This is a genomic window from Actinoalloteichus spitiensis RMV-1378 (assembly GCF_000239155.1).
Lineage (GTDB): Bacteria > Actinomycetota > Actinomycetes > Mycobacteriales > Pseudonocardiaceae > Actinoalloteichus_B > Actinoalloteichus_B spitiensis.
In genome coordinates this window covers 1-18,022 of record NZ_AGVX02000126.1, presented here as the reverse complement: position 1 = coordinate 18,022, position 18,022 = coordinate 1, and the positions used below count along the sequence as shown (strand labels likewise).

Annotated in this window: 15 protein-coding genes; 9 read left to right on the top strand and 6 right to left on the bottom strand. The window is 73.8% G+C overall.

Annotated elements, in window-relative coordinates; all coding sequences use genetic code 11:
• Window positions 1–567: 567 nt before the first annotated feature.
• On the bottom strand, window positions 568–1,917 hold the full coding sequence (locus ACTIDRAF_RS27585) for an MFS transporter (protein ID WP_211215281.1): 1,350 nt from the start codon (window positions 1,915–1,917) through the stop codon (window positions 568–570).
• 449 nt (window positions 1,918–2,366) lie between these two features.
• On the bottom strand, window positions 2,367–4,859 hold the full coding sequence (gene pcrA / locus ACTIDRAF_RS0206585; RefSeq protein ID WP_016697928.1) for a DNA helicase PcrA: 2,493 nt from the start codon (window positions 4,857–4,859) through the stop codon (window positions 2,367–2,369).
• A gap of 342 nt (window positions 4,860–5,201) precedes the next feature.
• Between pcrA and ACTIDRAF_RS0206580 the strand changes: the two genes are divergently transcribed.
• The gene (locus ACTIDRAF_RS0206580; RefSeq protein WP_016697927.1) at window positions 5,202–5,504 is read left to right on the top strand and encodes a chorismate mutase; all 303 of its coding nucleotides are present in this window, start codon (window positions 5,202–5,204) and stop codon (window positions 5,502–5,504) included.
• Window positions 5,505–5,528: 24 nt separating this feature from the next.
• On the opposite strand, the gene ACTIDRAF_RS0206575 is transcribed toward ACTIDRAF_RS0206580, so the two are convergent.
• Window positions 5,529–6,686 carry an arginase family protein gene (locus ACTIDRAF_RS0206575; RefSeq protein WP_016697926.1) on the bottom strand — a complete coding sequence of 386 codons (1,158 nt, stop codon included), beginning with the start codon at window positions 6,684–6,686 and terminating at the stop codon, window positions 5,529–5,531.
• A gap of 87 nt (window positions 6,687–6,773) precedes the next feature.
• Here ACTIDRAF_RS0206575 and ACTIDRAF_RS0206570 point away from each other — a divergent pair, with 87 nt between their 5' ends.
• The 5 genes from ACTIDRAF_RS0206570 (at window position 6,774) to ACTIDRAF_RS0206550 (ending at window position 11,683) form a co-directional block, all read left to right on the top strand.
• Window positions 6,774–7,076, top strand: coding sequence for a hypothetical protein (locus ACTIDRAF_RS0206570; RefSeq protein ID WP_039786124.1), 303 nt, complete (start codon window positions 6,774–6,776; stop codon window positions 7,074–7,076).
• A gap of 90 nt (window positions 7,077–7,166) precedes the next feature.
• Window positions 7,167–7,901: a PIG-L deacetylase family protein gene (locus tag ACTIDRAF_RS0206565; RefSeq protein WP_052168726.1), complete on the top strand. Its 735-nt coding sequence runs from the start codon at window positions 7,167–7,169 to the stop codon at window positions 7,899–7,901.
• A gap of 79 nt (window positions 7,902–7,980) precedes the next feature.
• On the top strand, window positions 7,981–8,871 hold the full coding sequence (locus ACTIDRAF_RS0206560) for a hypothetical protein (protein ID WP_157162890.1): 891 nt from the start codon (window positions 7,981–7,983) through the stop codon (window positions 8,869–8,871).
• 158 nt (window positions 8,872–9,029) lie between these two features.
• Window positions 9,030–9,749, top strand: a complete 720-nt coding sequence (locus ACTIDRAF_RS0206555; RefSeq protein WP_157162889.1) for a hypothetical protein — start codon at window positions 9,030–9,032, stop codon at window positions 9,747–9,749.
• 158 nt (window positions 9,750–9,907) lie between these two features.
• Window positions 9,908–11,683, top strand: a complete 1,776-nt coding sequence (locus tag ACTIDRAF_RS0206550; protein ID WP_016697921.1) for a serine/threonine-protein kinase — start codon at window positions 9,908–9,910, stop codon at window positions 11,681–11,683.
• 117 nt (window positions 11,684–11,800) lie between these two features.
• On the opposite strand, the gene ACTIDRAF_RS0206545 is transcribed toward ACTIDRAF_RS0206550, so the two are convergent.
• Complete coding sequence (locus ACTIDRAF_RS0206545) at window positions 11,801–12,487, bottom strand: response regulator (RefSeq protein ID WP_016697920.1); 687 nt, start codon at window positions 12,485–12,487, stop codon at window positions 11,801–11,803.
• Window positions 12,488–12,537: 50 nt separating this feature from the next.
• Window positions 12,538–13,965 carry an ATP-binding protein gene (locus ACTIDRAF_RS0206540; RefSeq protein WP_085944819.1) on the bottom strand — a complete coding sequence of 476 codons (1,428 nt, stop codon included), beginning with the start codon at window positions 13,963–13,965 and terminating at the stop codon, window positions 12,538–12,540.
• Window positions 13,966–14,172: 207 nt separating this feature from the next.
• Between ACTIDRAF_RS0206540 and ACTIDRAF_RS27580 the strand changes: the two genes are divergently transcribed.
• The 3 genes from ACTIDRAF_RS27580 to ACTIDRAF_RS27570 are packed head-to-tail and all read left to right on the top strand — an operon-like array spanning window position 14,173 to window position 17,377.
• Window positions 14,173–15,639, top strand: coding sequence for a PspC domain-containing protein (locus ACTIDRAF_RS27580; protein ID WP_016697918.1), 1,467 nt, complete (start codon window positions 14,173–14,175; stop codon window positions 15,637–15,639).
• Entirely contained in the window at window positions 15,636–15,848 is a 213-nt protein-coding gene (locus tag ACTIDRAF_RS27575) for a hypothetical protein (protein WP_016697917.1), read from the top strand. The genes ACTIDRAF_RS27580 and ACTIDRAF_RS27575 overlap by 4 nt, the downstream gene beginning before the upstream one ends.
• A gap of 50 nt (window positions 15,849–15,898) precedes the next feature.
• A complete protein-coding gene (locus ACTIDRAF_RS27570; RefSeq protein WP_169533957.1) occupies window positions 15,899–17,377 on the top strand; it encodes an aldehyde dehydrogenase family protein in 1,479 nt (492 codons plus the stop codon).
• Between the two features lie 27 nt (window positions 17,378–17,404).
• On the opposite strand, the gene ACTIDRAF_RS0206520 is transcribed toward ACTIDRAF_RS27570, so the two are convergent.
• Window positions 17,405–18,022 (bottom strand): IMP dehydrogenase (locus tag ACTIDRAF_RS0206520; RefSeq protein WP_016697915.1); only part of this gene is annotated, 618 nt, incomplete at its 5' end.

Here is an 18,022-nt window from a genome sequence, read left to right as displayed (position 1 = left end):
ACCACGGGCGCGCCGGCCGGAGCCGGGGACTCGGGCCCTCCTGGCAGCTGGCGGCCCAGGGCTGCCGGGCCAGCCGCCACGCCCGGCGCGCCGCGACCGGTCCACCGGGTGTGCCCGCGTCGGAGGTGTCCGTCCGGGCGGGACGAACGGCACCCGCTGCTGGCGCCTGCCACCCCGTTCGCGCGCCCTCCCACACCCGAACCGGCACCACACCGGACGGCACCGCAGCCACGCATCGCTGGTACCCCCGGGAACCGGCTCCGCGTGTCGGCCGCAGGGCCCCCGACGCCCCACGACCGACACCGGAACCGCCGTCGACGCGTTGGCGCTTCCCCGATGTGGAGCGCACGCGGACCCCGATCCGCTGCCGCTCGCTCACCGCCACCACGCCGTCGACCGAACACCCGCATCCCATCCTGGCCACCTGCTCACCCGGCCAGCGCCCAGTCAACCGGTAGCCTCCGACACAAATCGAACGGGAGTTCGAGCACGGCGCCGTATTCACTCGAAAAGAGCAGTGGCCGGGTCCGCCCCCAGACCGGGCCCCGCACCGCGAGCCGAGGGGGATCAGCTCCCGGCGCCGGCCGTCCCCTGGTGACGCGGCTCCTCGTCCGGGGCCGCCGGCATCTCACCGGACGCCGGGGCCGCCACCGCCCCTCCCCGCTCGTCCAGGCCGTCGACCAGCTGTCGGTGTCCTCGCAGGACGGCCCACAGCGCGAGCGCGAGACCGAGTTGGAGCACCCCGCTCCCCAGGTAGAGGGCCCGCACTCCGAACTGGGCCGCCACCACCCCGCCCAGCAACGCGCCGAGCGGGAGCATGCCCCAGACGAGGGTCCGCCATGCTCCCTGCACCCGGCCGAACATCTCCGCCGGGATGAGCGTCTGCCGCAGCACCATGGTCGTCACGTTGAACACGGTCACGGCGGCCGCACCCACCAGCAACCCGACCGCCAACACCGCCGGCACCACCACGAGCCCGGTGAGAGCGAACGCGCAGCCGCTCGCCAGGATGGTGAGCGGGATGATCCGACCTCGGGAGAACCCGCGCACCAGGCGCTCCGAGAGCAGGCCCCCCACCAAGCCGCCAGCGCCCGCCCCCACCAGGAAGAGCCCGAGGGCGGCCTCTCCCAGGGCCAGCTCCTCCAGGACGTACAACACCAGCAGGGCCATCACGGCTTCCTGCGCCATTCCGACCAGGCTGACCAGCACCATCAGGGACCGGAGGAACCGGTGCCGCCACAACCAGCGCAGCCCCTCACCGATCTCCCGCCGGAGCTTCGATCGTGGTGCCGACCCGGTTCCGGCGACCTCCTCCGCCCGTTCCCCTCGCCGCACCCGGTAGGCACCGGGCACGAGGAAGAGCAGCACCGCGGCGATGAGGAAGCCCACCGAGTTGGCGAGGAAGGGGCCCGCCGCAGCGACCACGAAGAGCGCGCTGCCCACCGGCGCGCCGAGGAAGCTCTGGCAGGCGATCTCGGAGGCCTCCAACCGCCCGTTGCCCGCCTCCAGCTGATCCCGCCGCACCACCTGCGGGAGGATGGCCCTCGCCGCGCTGTCGTAGAGCGTCTCGGCGGTGCCGAGCAGGAAGGCCGCGACGTAGAGCATCCAGATCCGGGCCTCGCCCGCCACCACCGAGGCGGCGAGCGCGCCCACCACGACCGATCGGAACAGGTTGGCGCCCATCATCACCCGCCGGCGGTCCAACCGGTCGACCAGGGCGCCACTGACCAGAGCGAACAGCAGCCACGGCAGGAACGCGAACGTGGTGAAGCTCGCGATGAGCACGGGGTCCCGGGTCAGGGTCGCGGCCAGCAGCGGAAAACCGACCCGGCCGATCCCGTCCCCGAGGTTGGACATCGTGCTCGACGCGAACAGGCTCCAGAACCGGCCGCCCAGGCCGCTCCGACGCGTCAGCACGCCGCCGGCCCCGCCCACCCGGCGGAGGGGGACGGCTGACGGGTCCGACGCCCGGGCACTCGGACCGTGGACGTCGAGGGGGCGGCAGGAGCAGAACGGAGCATCGCGCCAAACTATCCCCGGAACCATCACCTTGGCGATCCCTAGATCGCCCTAACGGCACTCCGCCGCTCGGCCGAACCCGCCCGGCCCCTCGTGCACCCGCCACGGGTGGTCCGGCGCGCCGCCCGTACGTCCCGGGAAGCCCACGGCAAGGGCGGCGAGCACCCACTGGCCACGGGCGCGCCTGCGGCCGCGACCCGCCCCCCGGACCCGCCCGTGGCGGCGAGGACCGCAGCGTTCGCGCAGTGCGTCCCGACGGCCCTCGGCGCCAGCGCACCCCGGGTGGGCCAGAGCGGGCTCCTCCGGGCGCCCGGGACCGGGCTCAGGTGCGGGGCCGGCCCCGGCTCTCAGAGCTTCGTCATGGGCACGCCGCCCATCAGCATCAGCCGCACCTTCCCGGCGCTGCCGAAGTCGATGGTGGCGGTCGCCCTCGGACCACTGCCATCGGTGTTGACGACCGTCCCCAGCCCGTACTTGTCGTGGCTCACCCGGTCGCCGACGTCGAGCGCGAGCGCCACCGAGCTCGCGGTGCTCCGCTTCCACCCGCCGAACCCGGTGGTCCTGGTGCCGCCGGCGGCCAGACCCGCCTGCGCGGAGTCCGACCCTCCCCGGTCGGAGCCACGACCCCACCGGGTGACCGCGCCGGGAGCGGACCGTTCCGGCTCGGTGCGGCGCCAGTCCAGCAGCTCCGGGGGCATCTCCGCGAGGAACCGCGACGCGGGATTGGTCATGGGCTGTCCCCACGCGGACCGGACCAGAGCCCGCGACACGTAGAGGCGCTGCCGTGCCCTGGTGATGCCCACGTAGGCCAAGCGCCGTTCCTCCGCCAACTCGGTCGGGTCACCCAGTGCCCGCAGGTGGGGGAACACCCCGTCCTCCATGCCGGTGCAGAAGACCACCGGGAACTCCAGCCCCTTGGCGGTGTGCAGGGTCATCAGGGTGACCACGCCCTCGCCGTGCTCGGGCACGGAGTCGGTGTCCGCGACCAGCGCGACCCGCTCCAGGAAGGCGGCGAGCGATCCGGGAGCCGGCCCGTCGGGCTCGCCCCCGCCCTCATCGGCGGACTCGGCGACCGCCGTCCCCGCCTGCTCGACGAACTCCCGCGCCACCGTGACGAACTCGTTCAGGTTGTCCAGCCGGGAGGCGTCCTGGGGGTCGTCGCTCTCCTCCAGCTCCGCCCGGTAGCCGGTCGAGCCGAGGATCCGCTCGGTGACCTCGGCGATGTCGGCACCCGCGTCCAGGCTCGCGCGCAGCTCGTCCAACAGCTCCACGAACTCGGCGATCGGCCGGCGCGAGCGCGGCCTGATCTCGGCGACCTCCCCGCGTGCCGCGGCTCGGAGCGCGGCGGAGAAGCCGACGCGTTCCCGGTCGGCGTGCTGGGCGACCAGTTCCTGGGTCCGGTCCCCGATCCCGCGCTTCGGGACGTTCAGCACCCGCCGCAGGCTCACCGCGTCGTCCGGGTTGTCCAGCACCCGCAGGTAGGCCAGCACGTCCCGGACCTCGCGCCGCTCGTAGAACCGCACGCCGCCGACGACCCGGTAGGGCAGGCCCAGCCGGATGAAGATCTCCTCGAAGACCCGGGACTGGTTGTTCGTCCGGTAGAAGACGGCGATGTCCCCGTTGGAGACGTCACCGGCGTCCACCAACCGGTCGATCTCACCCGCGACGAACGCGGCCTCGTCGTGCTCGTTGTCGGCGACGTAGCCGACGATGCGTTCGCCTTCGCCCGCGTCGGTCCACAGCCGCTTGTCCCGGCGCTCGGCGTTCTGGGCGATGACGGCGTTGGCCGCCGACAGGATGGTCTGCGTGGACCGGTAGTTCTGCTCCAGCAGGACGGTGTCGGCATCGGGGTAGTCCCGCTCGAACTCCTCGATGTTGCGGATCGTGGCGCCCCGGAACGCGTAGATGGACTGGTCGGCGTCGCCGACCACGCACAGTTCCGCCGGCGGGACGGCGGGGTCGTCCCCCTCCCCCGGCTCTCCCGACCGGGAGGAGCCCGCCCCGACCGTCGCGCCTCCGACCAGCTCCCGCACCAGGACGTACTGGGCGTGGTTGGTGTCCTGGTACTCGTCGACGAGCACGTGCCGGAAGCGGCGGTGGTAGTACTCGGCGATCGCGGGGAACCGCTGGAGCAACTGGACCGTGCGCAGGATCAGGTCGTCGAAGTCGAGGGCGTTGCCGACCAGCAGCCGCCGCTGGTAGGCGGCGTAGACGTCGGCGACCTTCCGTTCCAGGTCGGTGCCGGCCGCCTCGGCCGCCTCCTCGGGCGTGACCAGCTCGTTCTTGAGGTTCGAGATCCCGACGGCGAGGGTCCGGGGCGGATAGCGCTTGGCGTCCAGCTCCAGGTCACGGCTGACCTGGGTGATGAGCCGACGGGAGTCGTCGCCGTCGTAGATCGAGAAGTTCGAGTTGAGCGACACCTCGGGGAGGCCGGCCCCGGTGGCCTCGGCCTCCAGCAGCTCACGCAGACCGCGTGACTCCCGGCGAAGCAGCCGGGCGCACATGGAGTGGAAGGTCGACACCCACATCAGGTTCGCCCGGCGTCCGACCAACGCGGCCACCCGTTCCTTCATCTCGGCGGCTGCCTTGTTGGTGAAGGTGATGGCCAGCACCTGGCCCGGGTGCACTCCCCTGGCGGCCATCAGGTACGCGATCCTGGTGGTCAGCACCCGGGTCTTGCCCGACCCGGCGCCCGCCACCACGAGCAGGGGCGCGCCGGTGTGGGTCACCGCCATCCGCTGCTGGGCGTTGAGCCCCGCCAGCAGGTCCTCCGGGACGGCGGCGGGGTCGTGGCCGTGGTGGGCCGGAGCATCAGGGGAGAGGTCGAAGAGCGCGCTCATCAGTCAGCCACCGTACTCCCACACCTCCACGGCCAGGCACCGCGCATCCGGCGCGTTCCCCTCCCACGACGATGGGCGGAACTGGCCACGTGTCGCCGCTGACCGGGGGAAACCCGCTCCCGATCAGGCGACGGACCTCGCCCGTGGGCCCACCGGGGTCCCGTTCTGTGGCAGACTCGTCGACGTGCGGCAGGTCTTTTCCTACTTTAGCTACGGGCACCGGACTCCGGCGCCCGTGGGCGTGTGACCTGCCAGCACCCCCACCACGCAGCCCCCGGAGTCCCAGGACCCGGGGCTTCGCGCGCTCCGGATCCGGGCCCACACCTTCCCTGGAGGAGTCCCGTGAACAACTCGGTACCGGCCAGCTCACCCGAGAGTCCCGACCGCGTCCCCACCGAGAACGAGGTCGCCGACCTGCGGTTGGAGATCGACCGGCTCGACGCCGAGATACTCCGGCTCGCGCAGCGGCGGGCTGAGGTCTCCAAGACGATCGGACGCGCCCGGATGGCCGCCGGCGGCCCCCGCATCGTGCACAACCGGGAGATGGCGGTGCTCGCCCGCTACCGCGAGCTCGGGCCGGACGGGCGCGAGCTGGCGATGGCCCTGCTGCGCATGGGGCGCGGGCACCTCGGTCGCTCCGGCTGATCGCGTGCGCGGCCGTGCGGCCGATCACCCCTCGCGCAACACGGGCCAGTGGTCCGCCAGGGCGGCGCGGACCGCGCCCAGATCACGTGCCGTCCGCTCCGGGTTGGTCTCGTCGTCGTCCGGCAGGTAGCTCAGCGGGTCGTCCACCAGACCAACCCGTTCCCCCAGCAGCCCCTCGACCAGGGCGTGGAGGCACAGGGCCGCGTAACCGCGCAGGTAACCCCCCTCCTGGGTGAGCACCAGCCGACCACCCGCGAGTTCGTCGGCCAGCCGTCGCACCCGCAGGCCGAGACCCCGGTACCCGGCGGGGGTGACGTTGTGCCGGCCGTTCGGGTCGAACGCGGATCCGTCGAACCCGGAGGCGCACACCAGGGCGTCCGGCTGGAACTCCCGCAGCAGCGGCTCCACCAGCCTGTCGAACGCCAGCAGGTAGGCGGTGTCCCCCGCCCCCAACGACAGTTCGACGTTGACGTTGTGACCGGCGCCCGCTCCGGCGCCGATCTCGTCCGGTGTCCCCCGCTGGGGGTGGCTGGGGCCCCAGGCACCGTGCCTCATGTGCAGCGAGACGGTGAGGACGTCCGGAACGCGGTAGAAGATCTCCTGGGTGCCGTTGCCGTGGTGGACGTCCCAGTCCAGCACCGCCACCCTGGTGAGCCCGAGATCGAGGGCCGTCCGCGCCGCGAGCGCCGGGTTGTTCAGCAGGCAGTACCCGTCCGCCTGGTTCGGCTGCGCGTGGTGACCGGGCGGTCGGACCAACGCGTAGGCGGGTCGTCCGCGCAACACGGCCGACCGGGCCGCCTCGATCGCGCAGCCGGCGGCGGACAGGGCCGCCGGCCAGGAACCGGGCCCCACCACGGTGTTGGGTTCCAGCGCGGTGGGTGCGGGCCCGTCCGCGGCCTCCCGCAGCCTCCGCAGGTAGTCCGCCTCGTGCACGGCGAGCAGCTCGGGGATCGTGGCGGGCCTGCCCGCATGCCAGCGGAGCCTGTCCGCGAGCGGCCCGCGCGTCAGGGCTGCCCGGAAGGTCCGCAACCGGGCCGAGGACTCGGGGTGGGCCTCGGGTACGTCGAGCCAGGGCGGTACCGCCGCGTGCTCCCACAGCCCGACACCCGGGTCGTGGTCCAGGCAGGCCTCGTCCCAGAAGAGGTCCAGTTCGTCCCGGGTCGTTCCCGACGTCTCGGTCATCCGCCTCCCGTCCGTCCGGTCCGCCCGCGGAATCTCGGGGACATCACTGATGGCCTCGCGGGGCTCCGGGCAGGCAGACTGGTCACCATGGTCCTGGATCTGATTGCTGGTGTGGTGGCGTTGGTCGGCCTGTTGGCCGCCGTCGCCCATGGTGGCTACCTGGCCCTGCTCGGGTCGGCGGCCAAGAAACGGGCCGGCGGCGGCCCGGTCGCCGAGTTCGTGCGCAGCCGCATGCCCATGGCCGGTGGCCTGGTCGGCGCCGGGCTCCTCGGGCTCCTGTTCAGCACCGGAAGCGGGTTCGTGGACGTGCTGGCCATCATCGTCGGCGCCGGCACCGGCCTCGCCGCGACGAAGCAGCTCACCGCCGTCCGCGAACGCTACCGCAGCTGAACAGCCCCGCCACCCCACCCCGGCGGTGGCGGCGAGTAGTCGACCGACCCCTCTCCGGAGTCTCCCCGCCCGCGTCGTACTCTTGCTCAAGTGAGCACCGGGACGAGAACAGCGGGGGCGAGGGTCGCCCGGGTGCTCGTCGTCACGGCACACCCGGACGACGTCGACTTCGGGGCCGCCGGCACCGTCGCGTCCTGGCGCGCGGCGGGCGTCGAGGTCTCCTACTGCGTCTGCACCTCCGGGCAGGCCGGTGAGGTGGCCGCCCTGCCCCGCAGCCAGGTACCCGCGCTCCGCGAGCGGGAACAGCGCGCCGCGGCGGCGGAGGTCGGGGTCACCGACGTGACCTTCCTGGGCTACCACGACGGCACGGTGACGCCGAGCCCCGCTCTCCGCCGGGACATCACCCGGGTGATCCGGACCGTGCGTCCGGACCGGGTCGTGACCCACTCGCCGGAGATCAACTGGGCTCGGCTGGCCGTCTCGCACCCGGACCACCGCGCCGTCGGCGAGGCCACCGTCGCCGCCGTCTACCCGGACTCCCGGAACCAGTACGCACACCCGGAGCTCGCCTCCGCCGGACTCGCGGCGTGGACGGTCCGGGAGCTGTGGCTGACCGAGGCTCCCCCGGAGCGGGTCAACCACGCCGTCGACATCACCGAGACCTTCCCCCACAAGATGGCCGCGTTGCGCGCGCACGCCTCCCAGACCAGCCACCTGGCCGACCTGGAGACGTGGCTCCGCGCCGAGCTCGCGGCCAACGGCCGGGCCCACGGGCTCGGCGCCGACCAGCTCGCGGAGGTCTTCCAGCTGGTCGACGTCGGCTGAACCGGGCAACGAGAGGGGCGGCGAGGACATGGGCGGTGAGGTTGACCCAGGCGGCGGTCGGCATCGGCTCCGGCCAGGCGTGGCCGGGCGTCGCGTGCGGGGGGCGGGCCCGCCGTGCGGGCGTCCCAGCCGGGAACGCCCGACCGAGGCCGACCTCGAGGACTCCGGGCCGCATGGCCTCCAGAAGTTCGACCTGGGGCTGGTGCCGGCGTCCGTCACGCCGCCCCGCACCTGGCGGCGGGCCGCCTGGTTCACGGGCATCGCCACCGCGGCCGCGCTGACCGGCCTCGTCGGCATGAGCGTTGCCCTGTTCAGCCCCCGTCCCGAGTTCTCCATCGACTCGTTGCCCGCCGTGCCCACCGGGCAGCCGATGCCCCGGCTGGAGCTGGTGCCCGGTCCGGACCGGCAGACCTTCCCCTCCCCCCCGACCGCGGTGGTGGACCAGTCGGAGCACGAGGGTTCCGCGTCCTCCCACAGGGGGGAGGGCATCCGGACGGAGGGCCCCGACGACGAGGCGGGTGGCGGGCAGGCCGAGGGCGCCGAGGAGTCCCCCGGCACCCCGGACGAGGGCGCCGGTTCCTCAGGGGCCGACCCCGAGGTCAGCACGCTGGGTCCGACGACCACCGCGGCCCGTCCCGAGCAGGCGAGCGGGGTGACCACCGACGAGTACAAGCACCAGACGGTGGCCTTCCTGGACTCGGTGGTGCACGACCTCCCGGCCGCCTACGCGTTGTTGGGAGGCCGGCTGCGAGCGGCGGGCCTGCCCGCGCTGCGGGATCGGTACGAGGACGTGCGGGACATCTCGATCGAACACATCCTGATCGATCCGGCCAACGCCACGACGCTGTCCACCCTGGTGGTGACCCGCCCGGACGGCAGCCAGACCAAGGAGTACCGCCAGCTCCGGTTCCGCGACGTGGGCGGCCTGCTCATCGAGGACGACCAGGTGGTCCCGAGACCCGCCGGCTGACACCCCGCCGCCCCGCACCGACCACCCGAACACCACGAACGGGTGAGTCCGGGGAGGAACCCTGGCCACACGTCGGCCCGTCGCGGTAGAGCTGTCACACCCGGCGCGGTCGCGTGCGGCGCACCGGGCGACAGGTATCCGAGGTCGAGGACGGGGTCGTGCGGCGTTCGAGCTCCAGCCTCCACAACGCCGACCCCGCCGGGGGGCCGGCCGCCCAGGCCACCCCGGACGGCGTGCCCGTCCCCGTCGAGGCTCCGCGGGACCGCCAGGGGCGACGGCACGGCCTCGCGTCGGTGGCCGGGGCGCTCGTCCTGTTCGGAGCCGTCGTCGCCACCGACGCCACGACCAGCCTGCGCCCGCCGGACGAGTCCGACCCCGCCGCGCCCCGCCGCCTGGTCGGGCAGGGAGCGCTGGACCCGGGTGAGGTCTCCGCCCTCCTCACGGGGTCGCCTCCGGACAGCACCGGTCCGGGGCCGGCCTCCGACGCTGTGGTCGCCGGCGATGAGATCGGAGACCTCGCGGCGCGGGCCGGGGAGCCGACGGTCGACCCGCGGGCGCCCAGCCGCCGCCCCCGGAGCCAGGACGACCTGGTCCTCCTCTTCTACCGGCTCCTCGACGAGGACCCCGAGCGTGCGATGGACCTGCTGGCCCCCGAACTGTCCCAGCCCGACCCCGGCCGGCTGGTCAGCGCGTGGCGGGCCGTATCCTCGGTCGAAGTGCTGAGCGCCGTGCGCCGTGGTGGCCAGCGGGTGCTGGCGACCGTCGCGATCGAGCACCCGAACGGTGGCCGGTTCCGTGCCCAACACCTCGTCTCGTTGAGCGGGTCGGCTCCTTGGCGGATCATTCAGGTCGAACTGGTGTCAGCCCAACAGGGTTAAAGTCGCACCGGGTGTCTTCTCCGGCCGGGTGGCCCGAGCGGCCACCGGTTCGGACGCGGACGCACGGATGGAACACGAACGCTCACCGGCCGCGGGACGACGACGGGACCAGTGGGACGCGGGTCCCCCGGCGGGGTGAGCAGGAATGGGAGCTGCCAGTGAGCGACGAGGGTGGCCTGGTCGCTGGACGGTACCGGCTGGAGAAGCGCATCGGCAGCGGCGCGATGGGCGTCGTCTGGAAGGGTGCGGACGAGCGGCTCGGCCGGGTCATCGCGATCAAGCAGTTACTTCCCCAGGGTGGCCTGAGCCCCTCCGAAGCGGAGGAGGCGCGACAGCGCGCCATGCGTGAGGGCCGGATCGCGGCTCGTCTCCAGCACCAGAACGCCATCGCCGTCTACGACGTCGCCGAGGACTCCGAGGGCCAGCCCTGCCTGATCATGGAGTACCTGCCCTCCAGCAGCCTCGCCGCCGTGCTCTCGGAGCAGGGCACCCTTCCCCCGAGGGAGGTCGCCCGCATCGGCGAGCAGGTGGCCGCGGCGCTCGCGGCCGCCCACGCCGCGGGAATCGTGCACCGCGACATCAAACCGGGCAACATCCTGCTCGGCGACCACGGCGTTGTCAAGATCACCGACTTCGGCATCTCCCGCGCGACCGGCGACGTCACGGTCACCAAGACGGGAATGCTCGCCGGCACGCCCGCCTACCTCGCTCCCGAGGTGGCCAAGGGGTACGACCCGGGGTTCGCGGCCGACGTGTTCTCCCTCGGGGCGACGCTCTACGCGGCGGTGGAGGGCGAACCGCCCTTCGGGGTGCACGAGAACACCCTCGCCCTGCTCCACATGGTCGCCGCCGGCCGGGTGAACCCGCCGCGCCACGCGGGACCGCTGACCGCGCTGATGATGCGGTTGCTGCGAGCGGAACCGATCGAACGGCCGACGATGGCGCAGGTGCGGGAAGGGCTGCACGCCGTCGCCACCGGCCAGCCGGTTCCGGCGACGGCGATGCCCTCCTCCCCGCCCGGAACGACGGCGGGGAACGGGGGCCCCGCCCGGCAGCCGGGGCCGATCGCCGCCGCCGCGACCACACCGGTCCCGCCCGCGAACGGTCAGCAGGGGCCCCGGACCGACCCGCCGAGGCCGGCCAGGCCCGAGCCCACCAGGGTGGGGCCGAACCCGTTCGCCGACGACCCGCCCCCACCCGCCCAGCACACCCCGCACGGCGGTCCACCCCGGGAACGGGCCCACCAGGCGCACTCCCCGGCGCGCCCCGGCCCACCGCCCACCGCGACCAGCCAGGGCTCCGCCCCGCCTCCGGACGTCACGTCGCGCCGCAGGGCGATGGCGCTGACCGGGATCGCCGTCGTCGCCGCCGCCCTCATCGGCGTGCTGCTGGCGAGCGTGATCTTCGACAACAGCGATGACTCGATCGACGCCGGCACCGACGGACGGCTCACCGGTGCGGAGGCCTCCCTGGAGGTCTCCGCGACCTCGGAACCAGCCGAACCCGAGGCGCCGCCGGAGACCACGGAGGAGACGACCACCGAGGAGACGGCTCCGGAGCCACCGCCGACGACGGAGGCGAACCGTGTCGAGGAGACCGAGGAGGCCGAGGAGCCGGAGGACCCCGAGGACATCGCCGAGCGGTACGAGGACGCCGCCGAGGACTACTACGACTTGCTGCCCGACGACGTCGAGGACGCCTGGCTGCTGCTCGCCCCCTCCGCCCAGAACGACCCCGAGAGCTACCGGAACTGGTGGGGCTCGGTGGAGGACGTCGACATCCGGGGCAACCCCCGCTACAACGGCGACGGCACCGTCGACATCAAGGTGCGGTACGAGATGAAGGAGCACGGCCGCCGGTCGAACGAGACCGTGCGCCTGTACTTCGAGGAGATCGACGGGCGGTTGTTGATCGCCGACTCGCACCCGGTGTGAGCCCGGCGGGCAGGGAGGGCGCCCGCCTCGGCGCGGCGTGGGCGACGCCGGACGCCCCCGGCACCGCCGGCGCCCCCTCGCACCGCCACCGGTCGGTCGGCACCTCGTCCGGCCGGGTCAGATCAGCCGGCGGTCGCTGGCCCACCGGGACAGCTCGTAGCGGTTGGACAGCTGGGTCTTGCGCAGCACGCTGGACACGTGCGTCTCGACGGTCTTGACCGAGATGAACAGCTCGGACGCGATCTCCTTGTAGGCGTACCCCCGCGCCAACAGCCTGAGCACCTCACGCTCGCGGGGAGTCAGCAGGTCCAGCTCGGGGTCACTGATGGGCGGCGCGCCGGGGCGGTCGGCGAAGGCGTCCAACACGAAACCCGCGAGCCGGGGTGAGAAGACGGCGTCCCCGTTGCGGACCCGCACCACCGCGTCGACCAACTCCCGGGCCGAGATCGTCTTCGTGACGTACCCCCGGGCGCCCGCGCGGATCACGGCGATCACGTCCTCGGCGGCGTCCGAGACGGACAGGGCGAGGAACACCACGGAGGACCGCGTGGAGCGGACCCTGCGCAGCACCTCCGCGCCGCCCCCGTCGGGCATGTGCACGTCCAGCAGCACGACGTCCGGTTGGTAGTGGGCGACACCGGCCACCGCCTCGGCCACCGACCCCGCCTCCCCCACCACCGTGACGGCGTCGCCCGCCCGCTCCAGTTCGGCCCGCACCCCGGTGCGGAACAGCGCGTGGTCGTCGACCAGGAAGACCCGGACGGGCTCACGTCCGCTGGTCGGCGTCTGTTCGCTGCTGTTCATGTGGTCGCCTCCACCTCGCCGGCCCGCCGTCCGTGCCGGCGGTACCGCGTCTACTGCCTGTTCGCGTCCCGGGGCACCCGCAGTTGGACCTCCGTGCCCTCCCCGGGCGCGGTCCGAATCCTGGCGCTCCCGCCGTTGCGCTCCATCCTGCCTCGGATCGAGTCGGCGACGCCGTGCCGGTCCGCCGGCACCGCCTCCTGGTCGAAGCCCTTCCCCCGGTCCCGCACGAAGAACTCCACCTGGCTGGGTTCGACCTCCACGTACACGCTGACCTCACCGACCTCGGCGTGCTTCGCCGCGTTGACGACGGCCTCCCTGGTCGCGGAGACGGCGGCGGCGATCCGCTCGTCCAGCACGCAGTCGCCGACCACCACCTGCTGCACCTTGATGGCGAAGGTGTCCTCCACCTCGCCGCAGGCCTCGGCGATGACCTCCGACAGCGACCTGCCGACGGGGCTGTGGGGAGCCGCCGAAGCGCTGTCGGTGGGGTCGGCGGCGGGCGACGCCGACCCGGTGGGGCTCTGCGGCCCCGCCGCCGACCCGCCGCTGCCCCCGCGTCCGTAACCCGACGGCCCGTACAACCAGCCGCGGAGCTGCCGTTCCTGGCTGCGGGCGAGCCGCCGCACCTCCTTGGTGTCCTCGGCCTGCTTCTGGATCAACGCCAGGGTCTGGAGTACCGAGTCGTGCAGGTGGGCTGCGATCTCCGCCCGCTCCTGGGAGCGGATCCGCGCCCGCCGCTCCTCGTCCAGCGCCCGAACCGTCCGCAACCACCAGGGCACGGTGAGCACGGCGGCCCCGGCGAGGGTGGCGATCACCGCGAGGAGGCCGAACTGGAGCTGGTTGAGGTCGAGGCTGCCGACCAGGAACAGCGCGATGCCGGTGACGACCAGTGCGGACCCGGCCAGGGTCCGGGCCAGGGCGGAACGCCCGCCCTGCCCGACGAAGACCCCCCGCATGCCCGAGCGCGCGCCGGCCGCCCAACGCCGGCGCTGCGCGTCGTCGGCCTCCCGCCACACCACCGCTCCGCCGACGAGCACGACCAGCAGCGGGACCACGAACATGCTGCCGAAGGAGCCGGCGGCGACCAACGCGCCGATACCCAGCATGACGACGGCGACGGTCTGCTGGCGCTCGCTGGACGACGGGTCCTTCCCGGTGTCCACCGGCCGCTGCGGGATGAAGGCCCACAGCAGGGCGTAAGCGAGCAGACCGACACCGTTCCACACCGTGAGCAGCGCGAAGAAGGCGCGGACCCAGAGCACCTTGACGCCGAGGTGGTCGGCGACCCCGCCCGCGACCCCGGCCAGTGCCCGCGCCGACCGTCTCCGGCGCAACGGCACCCGGCTCGCGGGGTGCTCCCTGCTCGAGGGGGCACCGCCGTGGGGCGGCTGGGACGCGGCGCGGTGGGTACGCGGTTCGTCCGCGGCGTCCGACCGAACGTCCGGATTGCTGTTCAGCTGAGCGGCCACGGGACCCATCGTCACACCGGGGCTCCCCCCGGTCATCGGGGGTGCACCCCCGTTCCCGCCCCGGGCCCTCCGGGACCCTTTCAGGGAGCACCCTGATGTGCTGGCGGCGCCCCCCGGGCGACCATGGGGTCAGCCGGCGGGCAGCCACGGACGTCAGCGGAACCAGGTGCTCCCGCGGCCACCCGGCGGCAACGAACGAGGGGACGGTGCATCGCAGTGAACTACTCCGAGCGGGGGCCGGGTGGCCAGCCCGGCGGCTCCACGGCGGGTGAGGACCACCGAGGGGCGGCTCCGTTCACCCATGCTCCCGGGGCGTCCTCGGGCGCCCGACCGCCCAGGCGCGGCGACCAGGGCGTCGAGGAGGTCCTCCGCGAGATGTGGCGGACCCGACCGGACCGCCCGGTGGACAACCGCAAGATCGCGGGTGTCGCCTCCGGGATCGCCCGCCGCTACCAGATCGACCCGATCCTGGCCCGGGTCGGGTTCGTCGTGCTCGCCACGATCGGCGGGGCCGGTCTGGTCCTGTACCTGCTGGGGTGGCTCCTGCTCGCCCAGGAGGGTGACGAGGCCGCCCCCGCCGAGTCGCTGCTCGGCCGCGGTTCCACCAGTTCCTCCCCCGGTATGCCGATCGCCCTGGGGGCGCTGATCGTGATCAGCACGATCATCATGTTGAACAACAGCACGCTGACCCTCGTCACGGGGCTGGCCCTGGGAGGCGGTGCGCTGTTCCTGCTCCACCGCCAGCGCCCGGGGGACGAGCGCCAGCCGACCACCACGCTGGGCGCGGCCGCGGCCGACCCGGGTTGGCGGGCCTGGTCGGCATCGAACATGCACGCGACGGGGACGACCACGGCGGGCACCGCGCCGCCGCCTCCTCCCTCCGCCGAGGACACCGCCGACTACGAGCCGAGGACGGGATCCGGCTCCGCCCCCGGACCGGGCTCCGGGACGGACACCGTCCACGGCGGCCCCCCGGACTGGGACCCGTTGGGCGTCGCTCCGTTCGCCTGGGACCTCCCTGACCCCGGTACGGGTCTGGCCGAACGCGAGGAGGAGCCACCCGCCGAGCCGGCCCGACGGTCCAAGGTCACCCCGATCACCCTGGCCGCCGCCTTGGTCGTGCTGGCGATCGGCATCCTGGACGGGCCCGGGCTGAGCTGGGGTTGGCTGCACCTGACCGGTGCCGTGCTCGCCGTGCTCGGCGCCGGACTCGTGGTGGGTGCCTTCGTGCGGGGCGGCCGGGGGCTGATCTGGGTGGCCGGGCCCCTCGCGGTGCTGACGCTGCTGGCCGGTCTCGTTCTGCCCCCGGCGTCCGCCTGGCAGGGGGCCGGCAACCACATGTGGACCGTCTCCGAGGTCAGCCAGCTGCGCGAGGAGTACCTGCTCTCGACCGGGCGAATCGACCTCGACCTCTCCGAGCTGACCGTCCCGGACGGGGAGACGGTGCGAACCAGGGTCGAGGTCGGCATGGCCGGGGACGCCCGGGTCCTCCTGCCCCCGGAGCTGCCCGTCAACGTCACGTGCAGCGTCAACCTCGGCAACCAGTCCTGCCTGGGGACCGAGTCCAACGGCACCAACCTGGTCGAGCGGGTCAGCACCGTGGACACCGTCGACGAGCCGGAGTCCGGCGTCCTCGACCTGGAGGTCCACATCGGGATGGGAACCCTGGAGGTCGTGCGGTGAGCAGTGGGAAGAACGTCCGTCGGCGGGGTGTCGACCTGGGGACGCTGATCGCGGGACTGGCCACCCTGGGTGTCGCCGCCTACGCGCTCGGCGGCGGAGCCAGGTACCTGGGCACCAACGACCTGCGTGTGGGCCTGGCCGCGGTGGCGGTCTTCGTCGGAGTGCTGATCCTGGCGCTGTCCCTGCGCTCCCGGAACGGGCGGGGGTGACGGGCCGCGCACCGCACGACACCCCGTGATGGTGCCGTTACCGTGTGGGCGTGAGCAACGCGGATTCGTTCCCCGACCCCGACTCGCCGGCCGTGACCCCCACCCCCCGGGGGTGCTGGCTCGCCGGGACGGAGGAACCGGGGCGGGCGGGCGACCAGCCGGTGTCCCACCCCTACGACGGCAGCGAGGTGGCGACGGTCTCGATCCCGGACGACGAGCAGGTGCGGACAGCGATCACCCTGGCCGCCTCGGCCCACGACCGGTCGCACGCCTTCGGCCCGGCCGAGCGCGCCAGGGTGCTGGAGCTGGTCGCGCGGCGGCTGGTCTCCGAGGCCGAGGACACCGCCGAGACCGTCACCGCCGAAAGCGGCAAACCGTTGACGTGGGCCAGGGCCGAGGTCGAACACGCCGTCGCCGTCCTGCGGGCCGGGGCGGCGGCCAGCGCCGCCGCCAACCACGGGACGGCCGGCACCGGGTCCCGGTGGCACGGCCACGGCGAGGTGGTGGTCAGCCGCCGGCTCCCCGCCGGCCCGGCGCTCGGGCTGGTGTCCTCGGACGATCCGCTGCTCAGCGCGGTAACCTGGGCGACGGCCGCGGTCGTCGTGGGAGCGCCGCTCCTGCTCGCTCCCCCACCCGCGACACCGTTGTCCGCCCTGCTCGTCGGAGAACTGTTCGCCTCCACGGAACTGCCGAGGGGTGAGCTGTCCGTACTTCCCCTCGAACCGGCCAGGCTCCCTGAACTCGGTTGGGACCAGCACGTCCGCGTTCTGGCGCCCGCCGTCCCCGACGGGGACGGGTTCCCCCGGCTGGGCCCCGCCCGCCCCGACGGCCCGGGGGACACGGCGGTGCTGGTGGCGGCGGACTGGTCGTCCCCGGCCGACCTCGACGTGGTCGCCAGGCTCGTGGTGGACGGGGCGATGGCCCAGGCCGGTCGGTCCGCCGCCTCCGTCCGGCGGGTGGTCGTGCCCGCCGCCTCCGCCGAGGACCTCGTGCGCCGCATCGTGACCACGACCGGCGCACTCACCACGGGCAGCCCCCATGACCCGGCGGTGGAGGTGGGGCCGCTCGGCGACGAGCTGGCGGCCCGGACCGCGCAGCGCTGGGTCGAACGCGCCGTGTCGGCGGGAGCCGTGCTGCGAGCCGGTGGTCGACGCGACGGGGGCGTCCTCGAACCCACCGTCCTCAGCTCCATGCCGCCCCGGTCCGACGTGTGGTCCGAGCCCGCCCCGCTCGGCCCGGTGCTGTTGGTCGCGGAAGCCGAGGACGACGCGGCCGCCACGGACACCGTGACCCGGTCCGCGCCCGGCCGACTGGCGGTGTTCACCCGCCGGTTCGGCCCGGCTCTCACCGCCCTCACCCGGGGCCCGGCGGCGGAGGTCGTGGTCGGCGGGCTCCCGTCCGTGTGGCCGCTCGCCGCCTTCGACGCGGCGGAGACGGCCGCCCGGTCCGCGCTGGACGCGGCGGTCGAGGCCCTCACCGTGGAACGCCGCCTGGTCCTCCGGGGCGGGACCGGTGGGTGGCTCGGCTGACCACCGCACCGGGTCCCCCTGGGGCGGTCAGCGCCGAACCGTCAGGCCGACCTTCTGGAACTCCTTGAGGTCGGAGTAACCGGTCTTCGCCATCGCACGCCGGAGGGCGCCGAACAGGTTCACCGTCCCGTACGGCTCCGAGGACGGCCCGAACAACAGGGTCTCCAGGTCGTGCGGCGGGTTCAACGACGGGTAGAGGTCGCTCCGGGGCAGCGACGGGTGCGCCCCCGCCGCGGTCCAGTAGTAGCCCTGGGCCGGCGCCTCGGAGGCGGTGGCCAACGACTCACCCAGCACGACGGCGTCCGCGCCGCAGGCGATCGCCTTGGCGATGTCACCCGAGTTGCGGATTCCGCCGTCGGCGAGGACGTGCACGTACCGCCCGCCGGTCTCGTCCAGGTAGTCGCGACGCGCCGACGCCGCGTCCGCGATCGCGGTGGCCATCGGAACGCCGATGCCCAGCGTCTGGGTGGTGGTCGTCGCCGAGGAGTCGCCGAACCCGACGATCACCCCGGCGGCGCCCGTGCGCATCAGGTGCATCGCGGTGCGGTAGTCGCCGACACCGCCCGCGATCACCGGAACGTCGAGGTCGCCGATGAACCGCTTGAGGTTCAGCGGCTCCCCCCCCCCCCCCCCCCCCCCCGCGGG